We start from the raw sequence: 21,985 nt of genomic DNA, 5'->3' as shown, positions 1-21,985 counted from the left end.
CCTCAGCGGCGGGCGGCCGGAAACGGCTTCCCCTTGCCTATCACCCTGCTTACGTTCGCCGTCACACGCGTATTCCCATGAACGAATCACCCGCCCCTAAGGAGCCTGCGCACGATGCGGAGGACTTTACCGACATGCTCTCGGAGCTCCGGGTGTTGCTGCCCGGGGCGCAGCTCCTCAACGTGTTTTTGATTACGCTGCCCTTCAGCAGCGGCTTCAAGCAAATCGTGCAAGCGGAAAAATGGGTGTTTATGGGCGCCTTCGTGTTTTCCATCATCAGCCTGATTCTGTTCACCGCGCCTGCCGTTCAACACCGCCTGATGCGGCCGCTGCTGAACCGCCGCAAATTCAAGCACTTCGTCACGTGGCAGATGCTCGCGGGCGCCCTGGCGCTGTCAATTGCCCTGATACTCGGGGCCTACCTGGTCATCTCCGAAGTACTGGGCCACGTGGCGGGGGCCCTGGTTGCCGGGTTTACCGCCGTGCTAGTCACCGTTTTGTGGTGGGCTCTTCCCCGGGCAATGAAATGCTGACCCAAGCGCTGCCGGCGGTCTACTTCCTGCTCATCAATCCCACCCAACCCGATTGCCTTAACTGAAAACCCTATTATTTATGCGCTTATTGTTTTCAACCCGGCGGCTGCTTGGCCTGGTGGTCCTGGCCGGGTTGCTATCCGGTCACGCCGCGCAGGCGCAGGCCTCCCCGAAAGATACCGTTCGCCTGCAGCTGCCCGAAGCGGAACAGCGCTTTGTCGCCAACAACCTGCTCTTGTTGGCGCAGCAGTACAACGTCACGGCGGCCCAAGCGCAGGTTGTCCAGGCCCTTCTTTTCAACAACCCCACGGTGAGCCTGGAGCAGAACGGGGTGTTTCAGCTCCTCAACCGCGACCATTTCCGCAACGCCGACCCGCCGAGTGAAGTGGCCGTAACGGTGCAGCAGCTCGTGTCGCTTGGGGGGCGCCGCCGGGCCGCCGGTCGCCTCGCACAGCAAGGGGCCGCCAACGAAGCGTTCGAGCTGGCCGATTTGCTGCGCAACCTGCGCTACCAGTTGCGCAGCACTTTTTACAACGTCTATTTCAAGCGCCAAAGCGTGGCGGTTTACGACCGGGAAGTGGCCTACTTTAGCCGCACCGTGGGCCGCTACCAGGCGCAGTTCGAGCAGGGCAACGTGGCGCTGAAAGAAGTGATTCGCCTGAAAGCGTTTCAGTTTAAGCTGGCCAACGAGCGCGAGGCCCTGCTCGCCGAGCTCGATGCCGATGAAGCGGACCTGCGGGTGCTGCTCCACGGCGCCGGCCGGACCGTTTACCTGCCGGTGGCCGACTCGGCCCGGCTGCGTGCCCTGAACCTGGCCGGGTACTCCGAAGCGCAACTGGCCGACACGGCCGCCGCCCGGCGGGCCGACCTGCAGGCCTTCAATGCCCGGGTGCAGCTGGGAGTGCAAAACGTGCGCTTGCAGCGGGCCGCCGCCGTCCCGGACCTGAAGGTCGGCTACGTGTATGACAAAATAAACAGCTACATCAACAACTATCACGCGCTCACGCTGGGGGCGGCGGTGCCGGTGTTCAACCGGAACCAAGGGAACATTCAGGCCGCGCAGGCCCAGGTGCAAGCCAGCACCGCGCAGCTCGACCAGCAGCGGCTCATTGCCCGCACCGAGGTGCGGCAGGCGTGGCGCGTGGCCCAGCAAATCGAAGCGCTCTATCGTAACTCCCACCTCGAAACGTTCGACCGCCTCATCGACGGCATCGCGACGAGTTACTACCGGCGCACGTTAAGCATAGTCGAGTTCCTGGATTTCTACGAGAGCTACAAGAACACCCAAGTTCAGCAGTACGCGTTGCGGGCCGACCGCATGCGCGCCTATGAGCAGCTCAACCTGGTCGTGGGCCGGCTGCTCTTCCGGGCCGACTAGGGCCGGGGCGGAATGCGTGGGCGCTGCACGGCCTTTCCGCCCTCACCACCCCTGATGCTTGCGCGTTAGATGATTTAATCGCCAGTACTTTCACCTCCTTCACCCCCGCCTTGCCATGAAAATCACCCGATTTACCCTGTTTCAGGTGCCCCCGCGCTGGCTGTTTCTCAAAATCGAGACCGACGAAGGCCTCGTGGGCTGGGGCGAGCCCATTATCGAAGGCCGCGCCGCCACGGTGGCGGCGGCCGTGACCGAGCTGATGGAAAACCTGGTGGGCAAAGACCCGCTCCGCATCGAAGACCACTGGCAGGTAATGTACCGGGGCGGCTTCTACCGCGGCGGCCCCATCCTGATGTCGGCCATTGCCGGCATCGACCAGGCGCTGTGGGACCTCAAGGGCAAGTACCACAATGCCCCCGTATACCAGCTGCTGGGCGGCCAGGTGCGCGACCGGATGCGGGTGTACTCCTGGATTGGCGGCGACCGTCCCGAGCACGTGGGCACGGCCGCCAAGGAGATGATGGCCAAGGGCTTCGACGCCATCAAGATGAACGGCACCGACGAAATGGCCTACGTGGACTCCTACGTCAAGATTGACGCCGTGCTCGCCCGGGTGGCGGCCGTGCGCGAAGCCGGCGGCGTGGGCCTGGGCATTGCCATCGATTTTCACGGGCGGGTGCACAAGCCCATGGCCAAGGTGCTGGCCAAGGAGCTGGAGGCCTACCGGCCCATGTTCATCGAAGAGCCCGTGCTCTCGCAGAACCTCGAAGACCTGCGCGAAATCGCCAACCACTGCGCCATCCCGATTGCGACCGGCGAGCGCATGTTTTCACGCTGGGACTTCAAGCAGGTGCTCATCGACGGCTACGTCGACATCATCCAGCCCGACCTCTCGCACGCGGGCGGCATCACCGAGTGCAAGAAAATCATCAGCATGGCCGAGGCCTTCGACGTGGCCGCCGCCCCGCACTGCCCGCTCGGACCCATCGCGCTGGCCGCCTGCCTGCAGGTCGATGCGACTTGCCACAACGCCTTTATTCAGGAGCAGAGCCTGGGCATTCACTACAACAAGGAGAATGATTTACTCGACTACCTGGTCGACAAAACGGTGTTCGACTACGAGGACGGCTTCTGCAACATCCCGCAGGGCCCGGGCCTGGGCATTGAGATAAACGAGGAATACCTGCTGAGCCGCGTGGGCAGTGGGGCCCACTGGCACAACCCCATCTGGCGCAACCCCGACGGCAGCGTGGCGGAGTGGTGAGCAAATGCGGGCGGCCTCACTGCCTATTCTTCCCTTCTGCTCGGCCCGGCCCTGAACAAAGCGGCCCCGGGCCTTCCTGCCCCACTGGTTACCGGATGGGGTTCCCCGTCCCGCGTGCATTCTCCTGCTAACCCGCTTTTCCGCCTCTTCCCATGAGTGTCAGCAAACAAATAGTTGAATCGTATCTGGCGGACTTTCGTCGGCTATACTTGGACGGCCCGGTGCGCCATTACGGCGACCACGGCGTCTACCTACACTTGGTAACGGGCCCGTTTGCCCCAGATACCCCCCGGCCGGAAAGCGCCCAAAGACTCCTTAACTAATTTTATTTCGCTCATGCGTATTCTCCCTCTGCTGCCGGCCGCAATAGTCCTATTGCTCGCCTCGTCCTGTTCGCAAGCCCAATCCGACTCCCAGGAAGCGAAGGGCGCCGACAAAGCGTCCAAAGGCAAACACCACAAGAAAAAGAAGAAGAAAGATGAAGCCCAAGCCAGTCCGGACGGGGGCGCGGGAACCAAAAAAGCCGGCGGCGACCCGCGCTTTGACGCCGCCGCCGCCGCGGCCATCCCCGGGCTGCGCACCATTGGCTCCCTGGCGGGCGTGGTCCCGGAGAATTCCGGGCTGGTGCCCGCCGAGCAGGCCGGCGCCTATTACAGCTTCGGCGACGTAGACAATCCCCCGCGTTTGTTTAAGTTCGACCTGACGGGCCACCTGCTGGGCACCGTGGACGTTGCCGCTCCGAACAACGACTGGGAAAGCATGAGCCGCGACGACCAGGGCAACTACTACATCTGCGATTGCGGCAACAATCACTCCGACCGCCGCAACCTGGCCCTGTACCGCGTGCGGCCGGACCAGCCCCGGCAGGTGGGCAGCATCCGCTTTGCCTACCCCGACCAGACCGAGTTTCCGCCGGCCAAGAATGCGCGCAGCTTTGACTGCGAGGCCAGCTTGTGGCACGACGGCAAAATCTGGCTTTTCACCAAGGACCTGGCGCAGAAACGCACCAGCACGGTGTACACCGTGCCCGACCGCCCCGGCCAGTACACCGCGCAACTGGTGACGTCGCTGGCCATTCCCGGCGAAGTCACGGACGCGGCCCTGAGCCCCAACGGGCACCGGCTCGTGCTAACCGGCCGCGGCGAGCTGTTCCTGCTCGACGGCAATAGCTGGGAAGACATCCTCAAAGCCATGCCCCGGCACGTTGACTTAACCGGCGCCGGCCAGACCGAGGCGGCCTATTTCAAAGACGACCGCACGCTGCTCCTCACCACCGAGCAGGGGGCTATTTACGAATACACGCTGCCCTAGCACCGCCTGGTGCTCGCGGGGCAGGAATCCGGTGGAATCTGGCAACGGCCACCGGAGCGGCCGGCACGGTTGTGCAAACCGCGGCGCCGGCTCCGCTGGGCGGCGCGGTAGCGCCGGGCAGCAACAACCAGGAGCCGACTAAAAGACACTTTGCCATCAAAAACCGCCGCTTTACCCGTTCCCATGCGCATCGCCGGAGCCACCCTCAACCAGATACCCATCGACTGGGCGCACAACCTGCGCACCATCCGCACGGCCATTGACTTGGCCAAGGAAAGCGGCGTGCAGCTGCTGTGCCTGCCGGAGCTGTGCCTGACCGGCTACGGCTGCGAAGACTTGTTTCTTAGCGAGTGGCTGCCGCAGGCCGCGCTGGTGCACCTGCAGCAGGTGCGCGCGTGGACGCAGGGCCTGTGCGTGGTGGTGGGCCTGCCGGTGCGCCTTCACCACCGCACCTACAACACGGCGGCCGTGCTGCGCGACGGCCAGATTCTGGGTTTTGCCGCCAAGCAGTTTCTGGCCAACGACGGCGTGCACTACGAAACCCGCTTCTTCACGCCCTGGGCGGCCGGGCACACCACCACGGTGGCGCTGGGGGATGAGTCCTGGCCGCTGGGCGACCTGATTTTTGAGCATCAGGGCGTTCGTTTTGGCTTTGAGATTTGCCAGGATGCCTGGCAGCCGGACAACGAGCGGCCCGCGGGCCGCTTGGCGGGCAAGGTAGATTTGATTGTCAACCTCTCGGCCAGCCACTTTGCCCTGAGCAAAACCGACGTGCGCTACCAGCTGGTGATGCAGGCCTCGCGCACGTTCCACTGCACCTACCTCTACGCCAACCTGCTGGGCAACGAGTCGGGCCGCATCATCTTCGACGGCGAAATCCTGGTGGCCCGCAACGGGCACCTGCTGCTGCGCAACCAGCTGCTGAGCTTCCAGGAAGTGGATATGGAATGGGTGGACGTGGACTTCACCACCGAGCTGGCGCCGGCCGCTGAGATTGTGCCGCTGCCCGCGCCCGATGAGTACCAGGAAATGAACTAGGCCATGAGCCTGGGCTTGTTCGATTACCTGCGCAAGGCCCGCAGCCGGGGCTTCGTGCTCAGTCTAAGCGGCGGGGCCGACTCCTGCTTTTGCGCCGTGGCCGTCGCCGAAATGGTGCGCCTGGGCGTGGAAGAGCTGGGCGTGGAGGAGTTCAAGCGCCGCAGCGGCTGCTTCATCGAAACGGCCACGGTGGTGCAGCAGGAAGGCGCCGGTGGCGAAGGCGTCCAAGTGGTCGAAAACCCTGCGCCCGCGAGTGCTCTGACGGACAACCAGCAACTGGTACGCCAACTGTTGACCTGCGCCTACCAGGGCACCGTAAATTCCTCGGACGATACGTTCAATTCGGCCAAATCGCTGGCCGACAGCATCGGCGCCCGCTTTTACCACTGGGGCATCGACGCGGAAGTGACCGGCTACGTGGACAAAATTCAGCACGCGCTGGGCCGCGACCTGACCTGGCAAACCGACGATTTGGCCCTGCAAAACATCCAGGCGCGGGTGCGCGCTCCGGCCATCTGGCTCCTGGCCAACGTGCAGAACTGCCTGCTCATCACCACCTCCAACCGCTCGGAAGCCAGCGTGGGCTACTGCACCATGGACGGCGACACGGCCGGCAGCATCTCGCCCATTGCGGGCGTCGACAAAGACTTCGTGAAAAAGTGGCTGCGCTGGGCCGAAACGGAGCTCGGCTACCCGGCTCTGCGCCACGTGAACGCCCTGCAGCCCACCGCCGAGCTGCGCCCGCTCGAAGACCAGCAGACCGACGAGCGGGACCTGATGCCCTACCCGCTGCTCAACCGCATCGAGCGGCTGGCCTTCTACGACCGGCTCAGTCCGAAGCAGGTGCTGGCCACGCTCATCGCCGAAAAACCGGGGTTTGACGACGAGCAGCTGCGCGCCGACGTGCGCCGCTTCTACCAGCTCTGGAGCCGCAACCAGTGGAAGCGCGAGCGCTACGCCCCCAGCTTCCACCTCGACGACTACAACGTGGACCCGCGCTCCTGGCTGCGCTTTCCCATCCTCAGCGGCGGGTTCGCCGAGGAGCTGGCGGCGCTGTAAAGGAAGCGGCCACTCCCGTTGTGCATCACTGGCTTACCGCAGCAGGTGGTACACGGCAAACGCGGCGACGTAGGCCAGCCCCGTCATGTAGCCCAGTTGCAGCAGCGGCCACTTCAGGCCCTTGGTTTCGCGGTAGACGACGGCCATCGTGCTCATGCACTGCATGGCAAAGGCGTAGAAGACGAGCAGCGAAAACGAGCGCGCCGCGGTGAACACCGGCTGGCCGGCCGCGTCTTTTTCGGCGGCCAGCTTCTGCTGCACCGTGCGCATGTCCGCGTCCTGGCCCACGCTGTAGATGGTGGACATGGTGCCCACGAACACTTCGCGGGCCGCAAACGAGGTGAGGAGCGCAATGCCGATTTTCCAGTCGTAGCCCAGGGGGCGGATGGCGGGCTCCAGCGTGCGGCCAAACACCCCGGCGTAGGATTGCTGTAGCTTAGCCGACGCCACGCGGGTTTCCGTCTCCGCGGGCAGCCACCGCTGCTGCGCGGCCTGGGCCCGCACCCGCGCCTCGGCCCGCGCCAGGGCCTCGCCCGGACCGTAGGAGGCCAGCACCCACAGGATGATGGAGACCGCCACGATGACCTTGCCGGCCTGAAACAGGAAGGTCTTGACCTTTTCGACAATGGTGATGCCGACATTCTTCCAGCGGGGCCACCGGTACACGGGAAATTCCATGATGAAGTAGCTGCGCTCCTTGGTCTTGAGCACCACCTTCATGAGCAGCGCCGACACCAGGGCCGCCCCCAGTCCGAGCAGGTACATGCCCATCAGGGCGATGCCCTGCAGGTTAAAGAGGCCCAGCACTTTCTGCGGCGGGACCACCAGGGCAATGAGCACGGTGTACACCGGGATGCGCGCCGAGCACGACATGAGTGGCGTGACGAAGATGGTGATGATGCGGTCCTTCCAGTTCTCGATGGTGCGCGCGCTCATGATGGCCGGCACGGCGCAGGCCACCCCCGAAATCAGGGGCACCACGCTCTTGCCGTTGAGCCCGAACTTGCGCATAATCTTGTCCATCATGAACGTGACGCGGGCCATGTAGCCGGTTTCCTCCAACACGGCAATGAAGGCAAAGAGCAGCGCAATCTGCGGCACGAACATGAACACGCCGCCCAGGCCGGCCAGCACCCCCTCGGTGAGCAAGTTCACCAGGGGCCCGTGGAAATGGGCCTGAATCAGCCCGCTCAGGCCGGCCACGCCCCGGTCAATCAAATCCATCGGGTACTGCGCCCAGGTAAAAATGGCCTGGAAGAGCATGAACAGCACCGCGAAAAAAATCAGGTAGCCCCAGACCTTGTGGGTGAGCACCTTGTCGAGCCGGTTGCTGTAGGGCTCTGCTTTTTCCGTGCGCGTCACCGACACGGTGTTGAGCAGCAGCTCGTTGATGCGAACGTAACGGGCAATGGTTTCTTCCGCCTGCCGGGCCGTGGGCTCGAAGTCGTATTGCTGCGTCAACGCCAGCAAGTAAGCCCGCTCGTCGGCCGTCAGAAACTTGATGTGGCGGAACTGGTGCGCGTAGTGCAGCGCCAGGTAGTCGTTTTCCAGCCCGAAGCGGTGCCGAATCTGCTCGACCAGGGGCCGCAGCTCCGCGGAAGGCTGGTAGAAGGTGGCCGAGGAGGGGCCGACTTCCTGGGCCATCACGATTTTTAAGGCCGCCACTCCTACACCTTTCCGGGCGTTCATCGGGATAACGGGCACGCCCACCTGGCGCTGCAGCTCGGCCAGGTCGATGCGCACGCCCTGCTGCTCGGCCACGTCCATCATGTTCAGGGCCAGAACGACCGGCAGGCCCAGGTCCACGACCTGGGTGAAGAGGAGCAGGTTGCGGCGCAGGTTGCTGGCGTCGGCCGTCACCACCACAAAGTCCGGGTACTGGGCGCTGCGCCGGTCGTAGAGCAGGTCGGTGATGACGTGCTCATCGAGGCTTTTGGGGTAGAGCGAGTACGTGCCGGGCAGGTCAATGATTTCGGCCCGGTGCTGCGAGGTCAGCTGGCTGATGCCGCTTTTCCGGTCAACCGTCACCCCGGGAAAGTTGCCCACTTTCTGGTTAAGCCCCGTGAGTTGATTGAACAGCGACGACTTCCCCGAGTTGGGATTGCCAATCAGGGCCAGCCGGGAAAAAGCCGGGAAAGCAGGACCTGGCTTGTTGGGGAGGGGAAGCGCCGCCAAAGCCTCCGCCGAGGTAGTTGCTGACATGAACCAGAGTTTATTTGGAATGTTTCTAAACAAAGGTACTAAAATGGCGTTTCTTTCGTTCAATAAATACGGCTTTGCCTGAAGTGCCCTTGCGGTTTGTGCCCCCCGCGTAAGCCCGAAGCACTTGGTAGCGGGCCTCGCCGGCGGCTAGGCCCGCCAGTGGCATCAGAAAAGCTGCTTCGAGGTGGTAGCAGGCAAAATGGTTTCGGGGAGGGCGCAGACAATGCTTCCTGCAGCTAATAGCTGTACAATCGCGCCGATGGGCGTTCGTGGGGCGGCACTCGAAGCCGCTGCGGGCTAACCAAGGGGTGGAATTATTCACGATGGCGCGCCCTGCCGCCCGCGCTGACCAGCTGCTTTAGCGCCGACACCTAGCTTCCGGTCACTGCCAGCGGAAACCCTTCCGAAAGCCGCGCAGCCTAATTGCACTATAGATTTCGATGCTCTATCAATACGCGAAGTCTGAGCGTTCCGTCGCTCGCCGCGTTCGGCTGCGGACAAGGCCACCGCTTCACTTTTCACCCAGGGGCAGTGCCAGCAAGTGCTCAATCAGGCGCAGCAAGATGTGAATCACTTTGACGTGCACTTCCTGGATGCGGTCGGCATAGCCCGGGTGGGGAACCCGGATTTCGACGTGAGCCAGCGCGGCCAGCGGGCCGCCGTCCTTGCCGCTGAGGGCGACGACTTCCATGCCCGCCTCGCGGGCGGCCTCGGCGGCGCGCAGCACGTTGGGGGAGTAGCCGCTGGTGCTGATGGCCAGCAGCACGTCGCCGGGCCGGCCCAGCGCCTCTACGGCGCGGGAGAACACGAACTCAAACCCGTAGTCATTGGCCACGCAGGTCAGGTGCGCAGCTTCCGTGAGGGCGATAGCCGCCAGAGGACGACGGTCCTGGCGGTAGCGGCCCGTCAGCTCCTCGGCGAAGTGCTGGGCGTCGCACAGGCTGCCGCCGTTGCCGCAGGTCAGCACTTTGCCGCCCCCGGCCAGGCAATTGGTTAGGAGTCGAGCCGCCTGCTCGATACGGGTTAGGTTTTCCGGGTCGGCCATAAAGCGGTCGAGCACGGCGCGGGCTTCGGTGAGTTCGGCAACTATCAGCGGCTGGAGCATACGCAAAGGAAAAAGCAGTAAGGGCCTCTGGTACGGCAGCAGGTCCCGGATGTTCGGAGGGCGGCCCCACTTCGCCGGAGTGGTCCGCGCTTCCCGGCCTCGCCAGCGCTTGCTAATTTTGAGGACGAAAACGAACCCTGCTGGCCGCTGGCACGTGCTTGAGGAGTTGTCCCTGTCTGGCCTACCCATGCGCTTGCTTACTATTCACGTCTGCTGCTTTCTTTTTCCTATGCTGGGCGCCACCCCGCGCCCCGCCCCGGGCGTCGGGCCCGCGCCGTCCGACGAGGCGAACATATTGGCGGCCATGGCGGCCTTTCGCGAGGCCCTTGCGGCTGGAGACTCGGCCCGGGTCCAAGCCGCCTTTACCCGCTCGGCATGGCTACTGGACGAGAGCGAGCGGCCGTTGCACCACCGCCCGGTGCGGCAAAACGGCTGCCGGGGCTGGTGCCGGCCCGGCCCGCCGCTCACGCATTATCAATTGACCGTGCTGCCGGATTCGGCCACCGCGCTGGCGGTGGAAACTTATCGTTATGGCACGCCTGTTGCTTCCCGACGGGCCCGGGGGCAGCAGTACACCGCGGTGTCGGTGCTCAGCCGGCAGGGCAGCCGTTGGCTCATCAGCAGCCAGACCCTGTACCGGGAGTCGCTTCCGTAGCGGCTTTTTATATCCTTCTGGCGGGAACTGCGTACATTTGCCCGTCCTGCGTTTTTTCATGCGTTTTTTCTCCGTCCTGTTTGCGTTTTACCTGGCCATTCTGGCTTGCCTGCCCTGCGCAGACAAGGCGGCTGTGCCCCAGGGTGGCGCCCGGACGTACGTGAGCACCTCGCATGAATCCGACGCGGCCCATACCCGCTCGGACTGGTGTACGCCCCTGTGCCAGTGCCACTGCTGCGCGGGCACCTCGCTGCCCACCCGGACCGTGGTGTTGCTGGCCGCGCCCGCGGCGGTTGATGCCCCCGCGATTCGGTTTGCTCGCCTCGCGCCCCCCGCGGCCCGGCAGCGGTCGGGCAGCATCTGGCAGCCCCCCCAAGCCTAGTTTCCTGATTGTTAGGGTCCCCTCGCGGGACCGGGCCTCACTATGGGGTCCGGTCCCGTTGGCGCACGCGCATTCGCGGCGTCCCCGGCCCTGGCCGCCCTTGAGCCCACGGGCTCCGGCCGCCTCCATTTCCAGGTTTCTAGACTTACCCGCAAGCCAGCATGTTCAACAAGCTGATATATTTTTCCATTCACAACAAGCTCATTATCGCTTTGTTGACTTTAGCGCTCATTGTTTGGGGCGGCTATTCTCTCTACCGGCTGCCGATTGACGCGGTGCCCGACATCACCAACAACCAGGTCGTGGTGTACACCGTGGCCCCTTCGCTGGCCGCCAACGATATCGAGCGGCTGGTGTCCTTTCCCATCGAGCAAAGCGTGGCCACGGTGCCGGGCGAGGAAAACGTGCGCTCGTTTTCCCGGTTCGGGCTCTCGGTGGTCACCATCGTCTTTAAAGACGGCATCGACATTTACTGGGCCCGCCAGCAGGTAGCCGAGCGCCTGCGCGAAGCGGAAAGCCAGATTCCCGCCGGCGTGGGCCGGCCCGAGCTGGCCCCGGTCAGTACCGGCCTGGGCGAAATTTACCAGTACCTGGTGCGGCCCAAGCCCGGCTACGAGAAAAAGTACGACGCCCGGGCTCTGCGCACCATTCAGGACTGGATTGTGCGCCGCCAGCTACTTGGTACGCCCGGCGTGGCCGACGTTTCTTCCTTCGGCGGCCTGCTCAAGCAGTACGAGGTATCACTCGACCCCGAGCGCCTGCGCTCGTTGAATACGACGGTGGACGAGGTCTACCAGGCGGTGTCCCGCAACAACCAGAACACCGGCGGGGCCTACCTGGACAAAAACCCCACGGCTTACGCCATCCGCACCGAGGGCCTGGTGACGAGCCCGCAGGACATCGGCAACATCGTGGTCAAAAGCACCAAAGCCGGCCTGCCCATCCTGGTGCGTGACCTGGCCGAAATCCGCCTGGGCTCGGCCGTACGCTACGGGGCCATGACCCGCAACAACGAGGGCGAGGTCACCGGCGGCATTGTGCTCATGCTGAAGGGGGCCAACGCCAACGACGTCATCAAGGCCGTCAAGGAGCGCATGGTCACCATCCGCAAGTCCCTGCCGGAAGGGGTAGTGGTCGACGTCTACCTCGACCGCTCGGACCTGGTGGGGCGCGCCATTCACACCGTGACCAAGAACCTGATTGAAGGGGCGTTGATTGTGATTTTCGTGCTGGTGGTGTTTCTGGGCAACCTCCGCGCAGGCCTGGTCGTGGCCTCGGTCATTCCACTGGCCATGCTATTCGCTATCAGTATGATGCAGCTCTTTGGCGTGTCGGGCAACCTGCTCAGCCTGGGGGCCATTGACTTCGGCCTGGTTGTGGACGGGGCCGTCATCATCGTCGAGGCCATCATTCACCGGCTGCATTCCGGCCATGCCAAGGGCCAGGACGGCCTGCTTTCCCAACGGCAGATGGACGGGGAAACCTACCACGCGGCGGCGGGCATCCGCGACTCGGCGGGCTTCCCCGAAGTCATCATCCTCATTGTGTACCTGCCGCTGCTGGCCCTGGCCGGCATCGAAGGCAAGATGTTCAAGCCCATGGCCGAAACCGTGGTCTTCGCCATCGTCGGGGCCCTGATTCTCTCGCTCACCTACGTGCCCATGATGGCCGCGCTCGGGCTGAGCCGCAAGACGGAGCACAAACGTAACTTCTCCGACAAGATGATGAGCTGGCTCGAAGCCCGCTACCGGCCCCTCATTACGCTGGCCCTGGCCCGCAAAACCATCGTGCTCGGCACGGCCGTCGCCCTGCTGGTGGGCACCATCCTGCTGTTCCGCACCCTGGGCGGCGAGTTCATTCCGCAGCTGTCCGAAGGCGACTTCGCCGTGGAGATGCGCGTGCTGACGGGTTCGTCGCTGAGCTACACCATTGACAAGGCCACCCAGGCGGGGGCCATTCTGAAAAAGCAGTTCCCCGAAGTCAAGGAAGTCGTGGCCAAAATCGGCTCGGCCGAGATTCCCACCGACCCGATGCCGGTGGAGGCAGCCGACGTGATGGTGACGCTCAAAGACCCCAAGGAGTGGACTTCGGCCAAAACCCAGCCCGAGCTGGCTGAAAAAATGGCCCATGCCCTGAGCGTGATTCCCGGCGTCACCTTCGGCTTCCAGCAGCCCATTCAGATGCGGTTCAACGAGTTGATTTCCGGGGCCAAGCAGGACGTGGTGATGAAAATTTACGGCGAAGACCTTGACCAGCTCGCCGACTACGCCGCCCGCACCGCGAAGCTGGTGCGCCAGGTGCAGGGCGCGGAGGACGTGTACGTAGAGCAGGTCACCGGCCTGCCACAAATTGTGGTCAAGCTCGACCGCAACAAGCTGGCGCAGTTTGGCCTGAACGTGGAGGACGTGAACCGCACCGTGCAAACGGCCTTTGCCGGGCAGACCGCCGGGCAGGTGTTCGAGCAGGAGCGGCGCTTCGACCTGGTGCTGCGCCTGCCCCCGGCCCTGCGCAAGGACATCCGCAGCGTGCAGCAGCTCTTCATCGCCACCCCGCGCGGCGAGCAGGTGCCCTTGGAGCAAGTGGCGGACGTGAGCCTGGTGGAAGGCCCGAACCAGATTCAGCGCGACGACGCCAAGCGCCGCATCACCGTGGCCTTCAACGTGCGGGGCCGCGACGTGGAGAGCGTGGTCAAGGAGCTGCAGGGCAAAGTAGACCAGCAGCTCAAGCTCGCCCCCGGCTACTACACCACCTACGGCGGCCAGTTTGAGAACCTGCGCGAAGCCTCGCAGCGGCTGAGTATTGCCGTGCCGGTGGCCCTGCTGCTGATTTTCGGCCTGCTGTTCTTCACCTTCCGGTCCCTGCTGCAGGCCACCATGATTTTCACGGCCATTCCGCTCTCCGCCATTGGCGGGGTGCTTTCGCTGTGGCTGCGTGACATGCCGTTCAGCATCTCGGCCGGCGTGGGCTTCATTGCCCTCTTCGGCGTGGCCGTGCTCAACGGGGTAGTGCTCATCGGCTACTTCAACCAGCTTAAAAAAGAAGGCGTGACCGACCTGACGCAACGCATTCTGGAAGGCACGGCGACCCGCCTGCGCCCGGTGCTGATGACGGCCACGGTGGCGTCGCTGGGCTTTTTGCCCATGGCCCTGGCTACCTCGGCGGGAGCCGAAGTGCAGCGCCCCCTGGCCACCGTTGTGATTGGCGGCCTGGTCACGGCCACCCTGCTCACGCTGCTGGTGCTGCCGGTGCTCTACGCCCTGGCCGAAACCTGGCAGGCGGCGCACGGCGAATACGAAGGCGACGACGAGTCGGCGGCCAAGCCCAATCCTCACCCCCAGGTCGCCGGACCGGCCGCCAGTACCCCACTGGTGGCGGGAGCCGTTCTGCTGCTGCTGGCCTTGCCGCTGGCCGGCTGGGGGCAGCAGGTGCAGCTGAACGCCGGGGGAGGCTTCACCGCGCAGCAGGCCGTCACCCAAGCCTTGCAAAGCAACGGCACCGTGGCGGCCGCCCAGCGCTCGCTCGAAGCGCAGCAGGCGCTGCGCCGTACCGCCACCGACGTGGGCCGCACCACCATCGGCGTGACCTACGGGCAGTACAACACCTACCGCAAGGATAACAACTTCACCATCAGCCAGACTTTCTCCCTGCCGGGCGTGTACCGCAGCCAGGCCCTGCTGCTGGGCGCGCAGGTGAGCGGGCAGCAGTTCCAGCTCGCGCAGGCGCAGGCTGAACTGCGCCGGCAGGTGCGCCTCAACTACGAGCAGGCCGTCTTTGCCCGGCATCGCCTGAAAGTGCTGCGCGGGCAGGATAGCCTCTACACCGAGTTTCTGCGGGCGGCCAACCTGCGCTTTAAAACCGGGGAAGTGGCCCGGCTGGAGCCGGCCACGGCCTTGGTGCAGCAGGGCGAAACCCGGGCCCTGATTCGGCAGGCCCGCACCGGCTACCAGGTGGCCCAGCGCCAGCTGCAGGCCCTGCTGCAACAGGCGCAGGTAGTGGACGTGGCCGACAGCCTGCTGCGGCCCCTGGAGCCCGTGGTGCTGCCCGCCCCGGGCGACACCGCCCGTCTGGCATTAAACCCGGAGGCCCAGGTGCTGCGCCAACTCATTGCCCAGCGCCAGGCCGCCACCCGCACCGAGCAGGCCCAGGGCCTGCCCAACGTCACGCTCGGCTACTTCAACCAGTCGCTCATCGGCCCGCAGACCATCGGCGGGGTGGGCGGCACCGACCGCTACTACTCGGGCAGCGACCGGTTTCAGGGCGTGCAGGGCTCGGTGGGCATTCCCATTCTGCGCGGCCCGCAGAAGGCCCGGGTGCAGGCGGCGCGCCTGCAGGAGCAGGTCGCCACGGTCTCCTACCGGCGGCAGCTGGCCGAGCTGGCCGGCCGGCAGGACGAGCTGGTGGCCCGGCACGCCGAGCAGCAGCAGCGTCTGCAGTTTTACCAGCAAACCGGCCTGCCCCAAGCCGACGTCATCGTGCGCCTGAGCACCCGCGCCTTCAAGGCCGGCGAAACCGGCTACAGCGAGTATTTGCTTAACCTGGAGCGGGCCCTGAGCATCCGCACCGCTTACCTGGATGTGCTGCTCGACCACAACCAGACCGTTATTGAGTTGGATTACTTGCTCAACAGTACGCCTCAGTAACTTTTTTTTTGATTACCTGAATTTCCTCCATGAAGAATATTGCATTCCTGGCCCTGCTGGGCCTGACCCTGGCCAGCTGCGGCGGCGACAAGAAAGAAGCCGCGGCTGAAGAAACAAAAACCGAGAAGCCCGGTGACCCATCGGCTAAAACAACCGAGACCGGCGAAGAACAAGAAAAGCAGCCCACTCTGGCCACCCTCTCGCCCGCCGAGCAGCAAACCGCCGGCATCCGGCTGGGCGACGTGGAAAACCGGGTATTGAGCGGGGTGCTCAAAGTCAACGGCACCCTGGACGCGCCGCCCGAAAACGCGGTGGCTGTCAGTTCGCTGCTCGGGGGCATCATCGAGCGCACCACCCTGCAGCAGGGCGCGCGCGTGCGGGCCGGGCAGGTGCTGGCCACCATCCGCAACCCCGAATACGTGCAGCTGCAGCAGGACTATCTCGAAACCAGCAGCCGCCTGGAGTATGCCCGCGCCAACTACGCCCGGCAGGAGGAGCTCTACAAGCAGGAAGTGGCGCCGCAAAAGAACTTTCAGCAGGCCCGCGCTGACTACCGCGCTCTGCAGGCCCAGGTAGCGGCGCAGGCCGCGCGCCTGCGCCTGGCCGGGCTGCCCATCGGCGGCGCCATGGCCACCACGGCGCCGGTGAAAGCCCCGCGCGGCGGCTACCTGAAAACCGTGAACGCCAGCGCCGGCCAGAGCGTGACGCCCACCGACGTGCTGTTTGAAATCGTGGACCCCGCGCACCTCGACGTGGTGCTGACGGTATTCGAGAAGGACGTGCCCAAGGTGCGCAACGGCCAGACCGTGCGCTACACCCTGGCCAACGACTCGGTGGGCACCAACCACCAGGCCAAGGTTTACCTGATTGGCCGGGCCGTGAGCGAAGACCGCACGGTGCGGGTGTACGCCCACCTCGCCCGGGAGGACGCCAGCCGCCTGCCCGGTACCTACGTGCGGGCCGTGGTCGAAACCAACTCGGCCACCGTACCGGCCCTGCCCGACCAGGCTGTGGTGCAGTTTGGGGGCCGGCCGTACGTTTTCCTCGTCGACGACAAGCCAGCCCCTAAGGGCGAAACTGGCTTCCGCATGGTGCCCGTGGTGACCGGGGTGAGCGAGAATGGCTACACGCAGGTAACGCTACCCGAAGAAGTGGCGTCAGCCAAAGCCAAGGTGGTCACCGCCGGCGCTTATTCCCTGCTGGCCAAGCTCAAAAACGCCGAAGAGGAAGAGTAATTCCCGTTGGTATTGGCCCCCAGTTTAACCCCAGGTACCCATGTTGAAAACCCTAGCCGTCTTCTTTTTGGCTGGCCTCTGCGAAATCGGGGGTGGCTACCTGATGTGGCAATGGCTGAAGTCGGGGCGACCGGGGTGGACGGGACTGGTCGGGGCGTTGTTGCTGGCCCTTTACGGCTGGGTGGCCACCTGGCAGCCCACTTCATTTGGTAAAACCTACGCCGTGTACGGGGCCATTTTCATCCTCATGTCCCTTGCCTGGGCGGCTTACTTTGATGGCTTCCGGCCCGACCGGTTTGACGTGTACGGTGGAGTTATCATCCTGCTGGGTATCGCCGTCGTTCTTTTCTGGCCCCGCCTGTAATCCCTGCCCATGCTTGAACTGCTCACCGGATGCTTATTGCTCAGCCTGCTGCACGCCGCGATTCCCAACCACTGGGCGCCGGTGCTGGCTGTGGCGCGGGCCGAGCGCTGGCCCCTGCGGCGGGCCGTAGGCGTGACGGCGGTGGCGGGCCTGGCGCACGTGCTGAGCACGGTGCTGCTGGGCCTCGGGCTGGGCCTGCTGGGCTGGCGGCTCTCGGCGCGGTTTTCACAGTTTGCGGGCGTGGCGGCCCCGGCCCTGCTCATCGGCATCGGCCTGCTCTACGCCCTCTCCGGCCGGGGCCACACCCACCCCGACCCCTCCCCAGTGCCGGTTCGGCCCCGGGGGCGGGTGGTGCTGGGGCTGGCGGCCACCATGTTCCTGGCCCCCTGCCTGGAGATTCAAACCTTTTTCCTGGCCGCCGGCACCCACGGCACGCCCGCGCTGGCCCTGGTTATGGGCACTTACCTGGTGGTGTCGGTGGGGGCCATGAGCACGCTGGTGGCGCTGGCCTACTCGGGCCTGCGGCGCCTGAACCTGGAGGGCCTGGCCCACTACGAGCGCCGCTTTACCGGGGCAGTACTCGTACTGGTGGGCGTGGCCGGCTTTTTCGTGGACTGGTAGCCGCCCCGACGGCCCCGACATCTTTTACTCACCGTTTCTATTGCCTGCTTTTACTATGCCCGACCCTTCATCCGACAACCTCAACGAGGAGCTGAACACTGCCAAGCAGGTGCGGCCCGAAAACGTGGGCGCGCTCAGTCGTGAGCAGCTCACCCCCGAAGCGGCCGCCGCGCCGCAGGGCCACGACGTGCCCGGCCACGACCACGCCCCGGCAGATGACCCGGACGAGCACGCCGGCCACAACCACGACCACGCGGGCCATCACCACCCGGCCGGCAAAAAAGTGGTGGAAAAAGGCGAGGCAGCCGCCAAGGACGACCACGACGGACACGACCACGGCAGCGGCGACGACCACGACCACGGCCCGGCCGGCGACAACCCCTACCTGGTGCCGGGCATCAGCTTTGCCCTGCTCATCGCCGGCATCGCCCTGGACTACTACAAAGTGGGCTTCTTCACCGGCTACGTGCGCCTGGCCTGGTACGGGTTGGCGTTCGTGCTCGTGGGCTGGAACGTGGTGAAAGCCGCCGTGCTCAGCATTCCTTCGGGCAACATCTTTAATGAGTTTCTGCTCATGAGCATCGCCACCATCGGCGCGTTTGCCATTGGCGAGTACCCCGAAGGCGTGGCCGTGATGCTGTTCTACACCGTGGGCGAGCTGTTCCAGGACGCGGCCGTGAACCGGGCCAAGCGCAGCATCCGGGCCCTGCTCGAAATCCAGGCCACCGAAGTCACGGTTATCCGCGACGGCCGCAGCCAGGTGCTCGACCCCAAGGAAGTGGTGGTCGGCGACACCATTGAGGTGAAGCCCGGCGAGAAAGTGGCCCTGGACGGCACGCTAGCCAAGGGCCCGGCCAGCTTCAATACCTCGGCCCTCACCGGCGAGTCCGTGCCGCAGACCAAGCAAGCGGGCGAGGTGGTGCTGGCCGGCATGGTCAACCTGGAATTGCTGATTCAGGTGGCCGTCACCGCCAACTACAAGGATACCAAGCTGGCCAAAATTCTGGCCATGGTGCAGGACGCCGTGGGCCGCAAGGCCAAGACGCAGCAGTTCATCACCAAGTTCGCCAAGGTGTACACGCCCATCGTGGTGGCGCTGGCCGTGCTGCTGGTGGCCGTGCCTTACTTCGTGGTGGACGATTACGTGTTCCGCGACTGGCTATACCGGGCCTTGGTGTTCCTGGTGATTTCCTGCCCCTGCGCGCTGGTCATCAGCGTGCCGCTGGGCTACTTCGGCGGCATCGGCGCGGCCTCCAAGGCGGGCATCCTCTTCAAGGGTTCCAACTTTCTGGACGTGATGCGCGAGATTGATACCGTGGTGATGGATAAGACCGGCACCCTGACGCAGGGCGTGTTTGCCGTGCAGCAAGTGCAGACCGTGCCCGGCCGCGAAACCACGGAGCTGCTGCGCCTGGTCGCGGCCCTGGAAACCAAATCTACCCACCCCATTGCCAAGGCCGTGGTTACCCACGTGGAAGCTACCACGGTGGGCAACGTGCCGGTGGAAAACGTGGAGGAAATCGCCGGTCACGGCCTGCGCGGCCGGGTGGATGGCCACGACGTGCTGGCCGGCAACACCAAGCTGCTGGCCAAGTTCAACGTGGCCTACCCGGCCGAAGTCGACCAGATACAGGACAGCATCGTAGTGGCCGCCATCGACGGAAAATACGCGGGCTACCTCACCGTGGCCGACGCGCCGAAGGAAGACGCGGCGCAGACCGTGCGGGAGCTGCGGGCCGACGGCATCACCAAAATCGTGATGCTCTCCGGCGACAAGGACAGCATCGTGCAGCGCGTGGCCAATGAGCTCGGCATTGACGAGGCCTACGGTGGGCTGCTGCCCGAAGACAAGGCCCGCTACGTGCAGCAGTACCTCGACGCCGGCCGCAAGCTGGCCTTCGTGGGCGACGGCGTCAACGACGCCCCCGTGGTGGCCCTGGCCGACGTGGGCATCGCCATGGGCGGCCTCGGCTCCGACGCCACCATCGAGACGGCCGACGTGGTGATTCAAACCGACCATCCCAGCAAGATTGCCACCGCCCGTCGCATCGCCCGGGCTACCCACGGCGTGGTGTGGCAAAACATCTGGCTGGCCTTTATCGTGAAGGGCATCGTGCTGGCGCTCGGCGCGGGCGGTCTGGCCACCATGTGGGAGGCCGTCTTTGCCGATGTGGGCGTGGCCCTGCTGGCCATTCTGAATGCCGTGCGCATTCAGCGCATGGACTACTCCACGCCCAGAGCGGCTGGTCCGGCTCCGACCGCGCCAGCGGTATCAAATGAGGGTTCTGTCCTGGAGAAGATGCCGGCTAACATGCGTCAGGGCGCACATCACGACCAATCCATATGAGTGGCGACCACGAAATCAGCCGGAGCGCGGCGGCCCGTAACAAGCGCCCCCTGACCATTGTCTTCTTTCTCACCCTAACCTACCTGGTGGCGGAAGTGGTCGGGGGCTGGTGGACCGGCAGCCTGGCCTTGCTGGCCGATGCCGGCCACATGCTCACCGACGTGGCGGGCGTGGGGCTGGCCCTGCTGGCCATTCGCTTTGGCGAGAAACCAGCCACGCCCGAGCGGACTTACGGCTACTACCGCTTCGAAATCCTGGCCGCCCTGACCAACGCGGTGGTGCTCATCCTGATTTCGGTGTACATCCTTTACGAGGCCTACCTGCGCTTTTTGAACCCGCCCAAGGTGGAAAGCACCACCATGATGTGGGTCGCCGGCGTGGGCATGCTGGTAAACCTGTACGGGGTATACCTGCTGCGCAAAAGCTCGGGCGAGAGCCTGAACATGAAAGGCGCCTACTTCGAGGTGCTCTCCGACCTGCTCACTTCCGTAGGGGTGATGGTGGCCGGCGTTATCATGCTCACCACCAAGTGGTACTACGCCGACCCGCTGCTCTCGGCCGGCATCGGCCTGTTCATTCTGCCCCGCACCTGGGTGCTACTCAAGGAGGCGGTGAACGTGCTGCTGGAAAGCACGCCCAAGGACGTGAACCTTGAAACCCTGCGCCAGGGCCTGCTGCAGGTGCCCGGCGTGGCCGCCGTGCACGACGTGCACGCCTGGGTGCTCACCTCGGGCGTGAACGCGCTGAGCCTGCACGTGGTGCTCACCGACGACGCGCACCACGAGGACGTGCTCACCCGCGCCCACGAGTACGTTACCGCCAAGCACCCCATTCAGCACGCCACCATTCAGGTAGAGCGCGGCGACTTCGCAGGTCACGAAACCCACCAGTAGCCGCCGGCACCGGCCAGTGCCGGCATCCGAAAACCTTAACCACCCCGCCCATGCCTGATTCTCATTCCGCGGCGCCCACCAACCGGGAGCGCGCCGAGCGCGGCCAGGTGTCGACCCTGGTCGGCATCGGGGCCAACATTGTCCTGGTGCTGGGCAAGGGCACGGCCGGCGTGGTCGGCCACTCCTACGCCCTCATCGCCGAAGCCATCGAGTCGGGCACCGACATCCTCAGTTCGGGCATCGTCTGGCTGGGGCTGCGCACGGCGGCCCGGGAGCCGGACGAGAACCACCCCTACGGCCACGGCAAAGCCGAGCCGCTGGCCGCCATCATGGTGGCGGTGGCCCTGGTGGGCGCGGCGGGTTACATCGCCACCGAAGGCATCCGTCACATTCTCACGCCCCACCAGCTGCCGGCACCCTTTACGCTGGCGGTGCTGGGCGTGGTCATCGCCATCAAGGAAACGCTCTACCGGCGGGTGCACAAGATTGGCCAGGAAGTGGACAGCGGGGCCGTGAAGGCGGACGCCTGGCACCACCGGGCCGACGTCATCACGTCCAGCACGGCTTTCGTCGGTATCAGCATTGCCCTGATTGGGGGCAAGGGCTGGGAAGCGGCCGACGACTGGGCCGCGCTGGTGGCCTGCGTTTTCATCGTTTACAACGCCTACCACATTTTCCGGCCCGCGTTTGGCGAAATCATGGACGAGGCCCCGCCCCGCGCCTGGGCCGATGACATCCGGGCCCTGGCCCAGGCGGTGCCCGGCGTGGTGACCACCGAAAAGTGCTTCGTGCGCAAGATGGGCTTCGAGTTCTTCGCGGACCTGCACGTGGTGGTGGACGGCAGCATCTCGGTGCGCGAGGGCCACGCCATTACCGGCGCGGTCAAAGCGGCCATCAAGCAGGCGCGCCCCGCCGTGTACAACGTGCTCGTGCACATTGAGCCTTTCTAAAATCGAGC

General features: G+C 64.8%; 15 protein-coding genes and 1 pseudogene. 14 read left to right on the top strand and 2 right to left on the bottom strand.

All coding sequences use genetic code 11. The features are described 5' to 3' along the window. Positions 1 to 77: 77 nt before the first annotated feature. From MON38_RS20420 to nadE, 5 genes and pseudogenes are all read left to right on the top strand, one after another. The gene (locus tag MON38_RS20420; RefSeq protein ID WP_241938006.1) at positions 78 to 533 is read left to right on the top strand and encodes a DUF6328 family protein; all 456 of its coding nucleotides are present in this window, start codon (positions 78 to 80) and stop codon (positions 531 to 533) included. A 79-nt stretch (positions 534 to 612) separates the two neighbouring features. Further along, positions 613 to 1,911: a TolC family protein gene (locus tag MON38_RS20415; RefSeq protein ID WP_241938005.1), complete on the top strand. Its 1,299-nt coding sequence runs from the start codon at positions 613 to 615 to the stop codon at positions 1,909 to 1,911. Positions 1,912 to 2,026: 115 nt separating this feature from the next. Then, on the top strand, positions 2,027 to 3,175 hold the full coding sequence (gene dgoD, locus MON38_RS20410; RefSeq protein ID WP_241938004.1) for a galactonate dehydratase: 1,149 nt from the start codon (positions 2,027 to 2,029) through the stop codon (positions 3,173 to 3,175). Positions 3,176 to 3,511: 336 nt separating this feature from the next. Further along, a complete protein-coding gene (locus tag MON38_RS20405) occupies positions 3,512 to 4,486 on the top strand; it encodes a hypothetical protein (RefSeq protein WP_241938003.1) in 975 nt (324 codons plus the stop codon). 183 nt (positions 4,487 to 4,669) lie between these two features. Beyond that, positions 4,670 to 6,583, top strand: a pseudogene (nadE, locus tag MON38_RS23040) (NAD(+) synthase). Positions 6,584 to 6,616: 33 nt separating this feature from the next. On the opposite strand, the gene feoB reads toward nadE, so the two are convergent. Together feoB and lpcA are read right to left on the bottom strand one after the other, a co-directional pair. Beyond that, the gene (feoB, locus tag MON38_RS20395) at positions 6,617 to 8,785 is read right to left on the bottom strand and encodes a ferrous iron transport protein B (protein ID WP_241938002.1); all 2,169 of its coding nucleotides are present in this window, start codon (positions 8,783 to 8,785) and stop codon (positions 6,617 to 6,619) included. 511 nt (positions 8,786 to 9,296) lie between these two features. Beyond that, a complete protein-coding gene (gene lpcA, locus MON38_RS20390; protein ID WP_241938131.1) occupies positions 9,297 to 9,890 on the bottom strand; it encodes a D-sedoheptulose 7-phosphate isomerase in 594 nt (197 codons plus the stop codon). Positions 9,891 to 10,119: 229 nt separating this feature from the next. On the opposite strand from lpcA, the gene MON38_RS20385 reads away from it, so the two are divergent. The 9 genes from MON38_RS20385 to MON38_RS20345 all read left to right on the top strand — a co-directional run bounded on the left by MON38_RS20385 (position 10,120) and on the right by MON38_RS20345 (position 21,977). Next, the gene (locus tag MON38_RS20385) at positions 10,120 to 10,545 is read left to right on the top strand and encodes a YybH family protein (RefSeq protein WP_241938001.1); all 426 of its coding nucleotides are present in this window, start codon (positions 10,120 to 10,122) and stop codon (positions 10,543 to 10,545) included. A gap of 58 nt (positions 10,546 to 10,603) precedes the next feature. Further along, on the top strand, positions 10,604 to 10,927 hold the full coding sequence (locus MON38_RS20380) for a DUF6660 family protein (RefSeq protein WP_241938000.1): 324 nt from the start codon (positions 10,604 to 10,606) through the stop codon (positions 10,925 to 10,927). Positions 10,928 to 11,088: 161 nt separating this feature from the next. Next, positions 11,089 to 15,567 (top strand): CusA/CzcA family heavy metal efflux RND transporter, encoded by a 4,479-nt coding sequence (locus MON38_RS20375; RefSeq protein WP_241937999.1) that lies wholly within the window; start codon positions 11,089 to 11,091, stop codon positions 15,565 to 15,567. Between the two features lie 29 nt (positions 15,568 to 15,596). Further along, positions 15,597 to 16,802 (top strand): efflux RND transporter periplasmic adaptor subunit, encoded by a 1,206-nt coding sequence (locus MON38_RS20370; RefSeq protein WP_241937998.1) that lies wholly within the window; start codon positions 15,597 to 15,599, stop codon positions 16,800 to 16,802. Between the two features lie 40 nt (positions 16,803 to 16,842). Beyond that, entirely contained in the window at positions 16,843 to 17,166 is a 324-nt protein-coding gene (locus MON38_RS20365) for a YnfA family protein (protein WP_241937997.1), read from the top strand. A 9-nt stretch (positions 17,167 to 17,175) separates the two neighbouring features. Continuing rightward, positions 17,176 to 17,787, top strand: a complete 612-nt coding sequence (locus MON38_RS20360; protein ID WP_241937996.1) for a hypothetical protein — start codon at positions 17,176 to 17,178, stop codon at positions 17,785 to 17,787. 55 nt (positions 17,788 to 17,842) lie between these two features. Further along, entirely contained in the window at positions 17,843 to 20,134 is a 2,292-nt protein-coding gene (locus MON38_RS20355; RefSeq protein ID WP_241937995.1) for a heavy metal translocating P-type ATPase, read from the top strand. Next, the gene (locus tag MON38_RS20350) at positions 20,131 to 21,027 is read left to right on the top strand and encodes a cation diffusion facilitator family transporter (RefSeq protein ID WP_241937994.1); all 897 of its coding nucleotides are present in this window, start codon (positions 20,131 to 20,133) and stop codon (positions 21,025 to 21,027) included. The genes MON38_RS20355 and MON38_RS20350 overlap by 4 nt, the downstream gene beginning before the upstream one ends. Positions 21,028 to 21,077: 50 nt before the next feature. Further along, entirely contained in the window at positions 21,078 to 21,977 is a 900-nt protein-coding gene (locus MON38_RS20345) for a cation diffusion facilitator family transporter (RefSeq protein WP_241937993.1), read from the top strand. The last annotated feature ends 8 nt before the right edge of the window (positions 21,978 to 21,985 follow it).

The sequence above is a fragment of the Hymenobacter cyanobacteriorum genome, assembly GCF_022631375.1.
Lineage (GTDB): Bacteria > Bacteroidota > Bacteroidia > Cytophagales > Hymenobacteraceae > Hymenobacter > Hymenobacter cyanobacteriorum.
The sequence above is the reverse complement of the archived record's forward strand: the minus strand, read 5'-3'. Positions and strand labels throughout refer to the sequence as shown.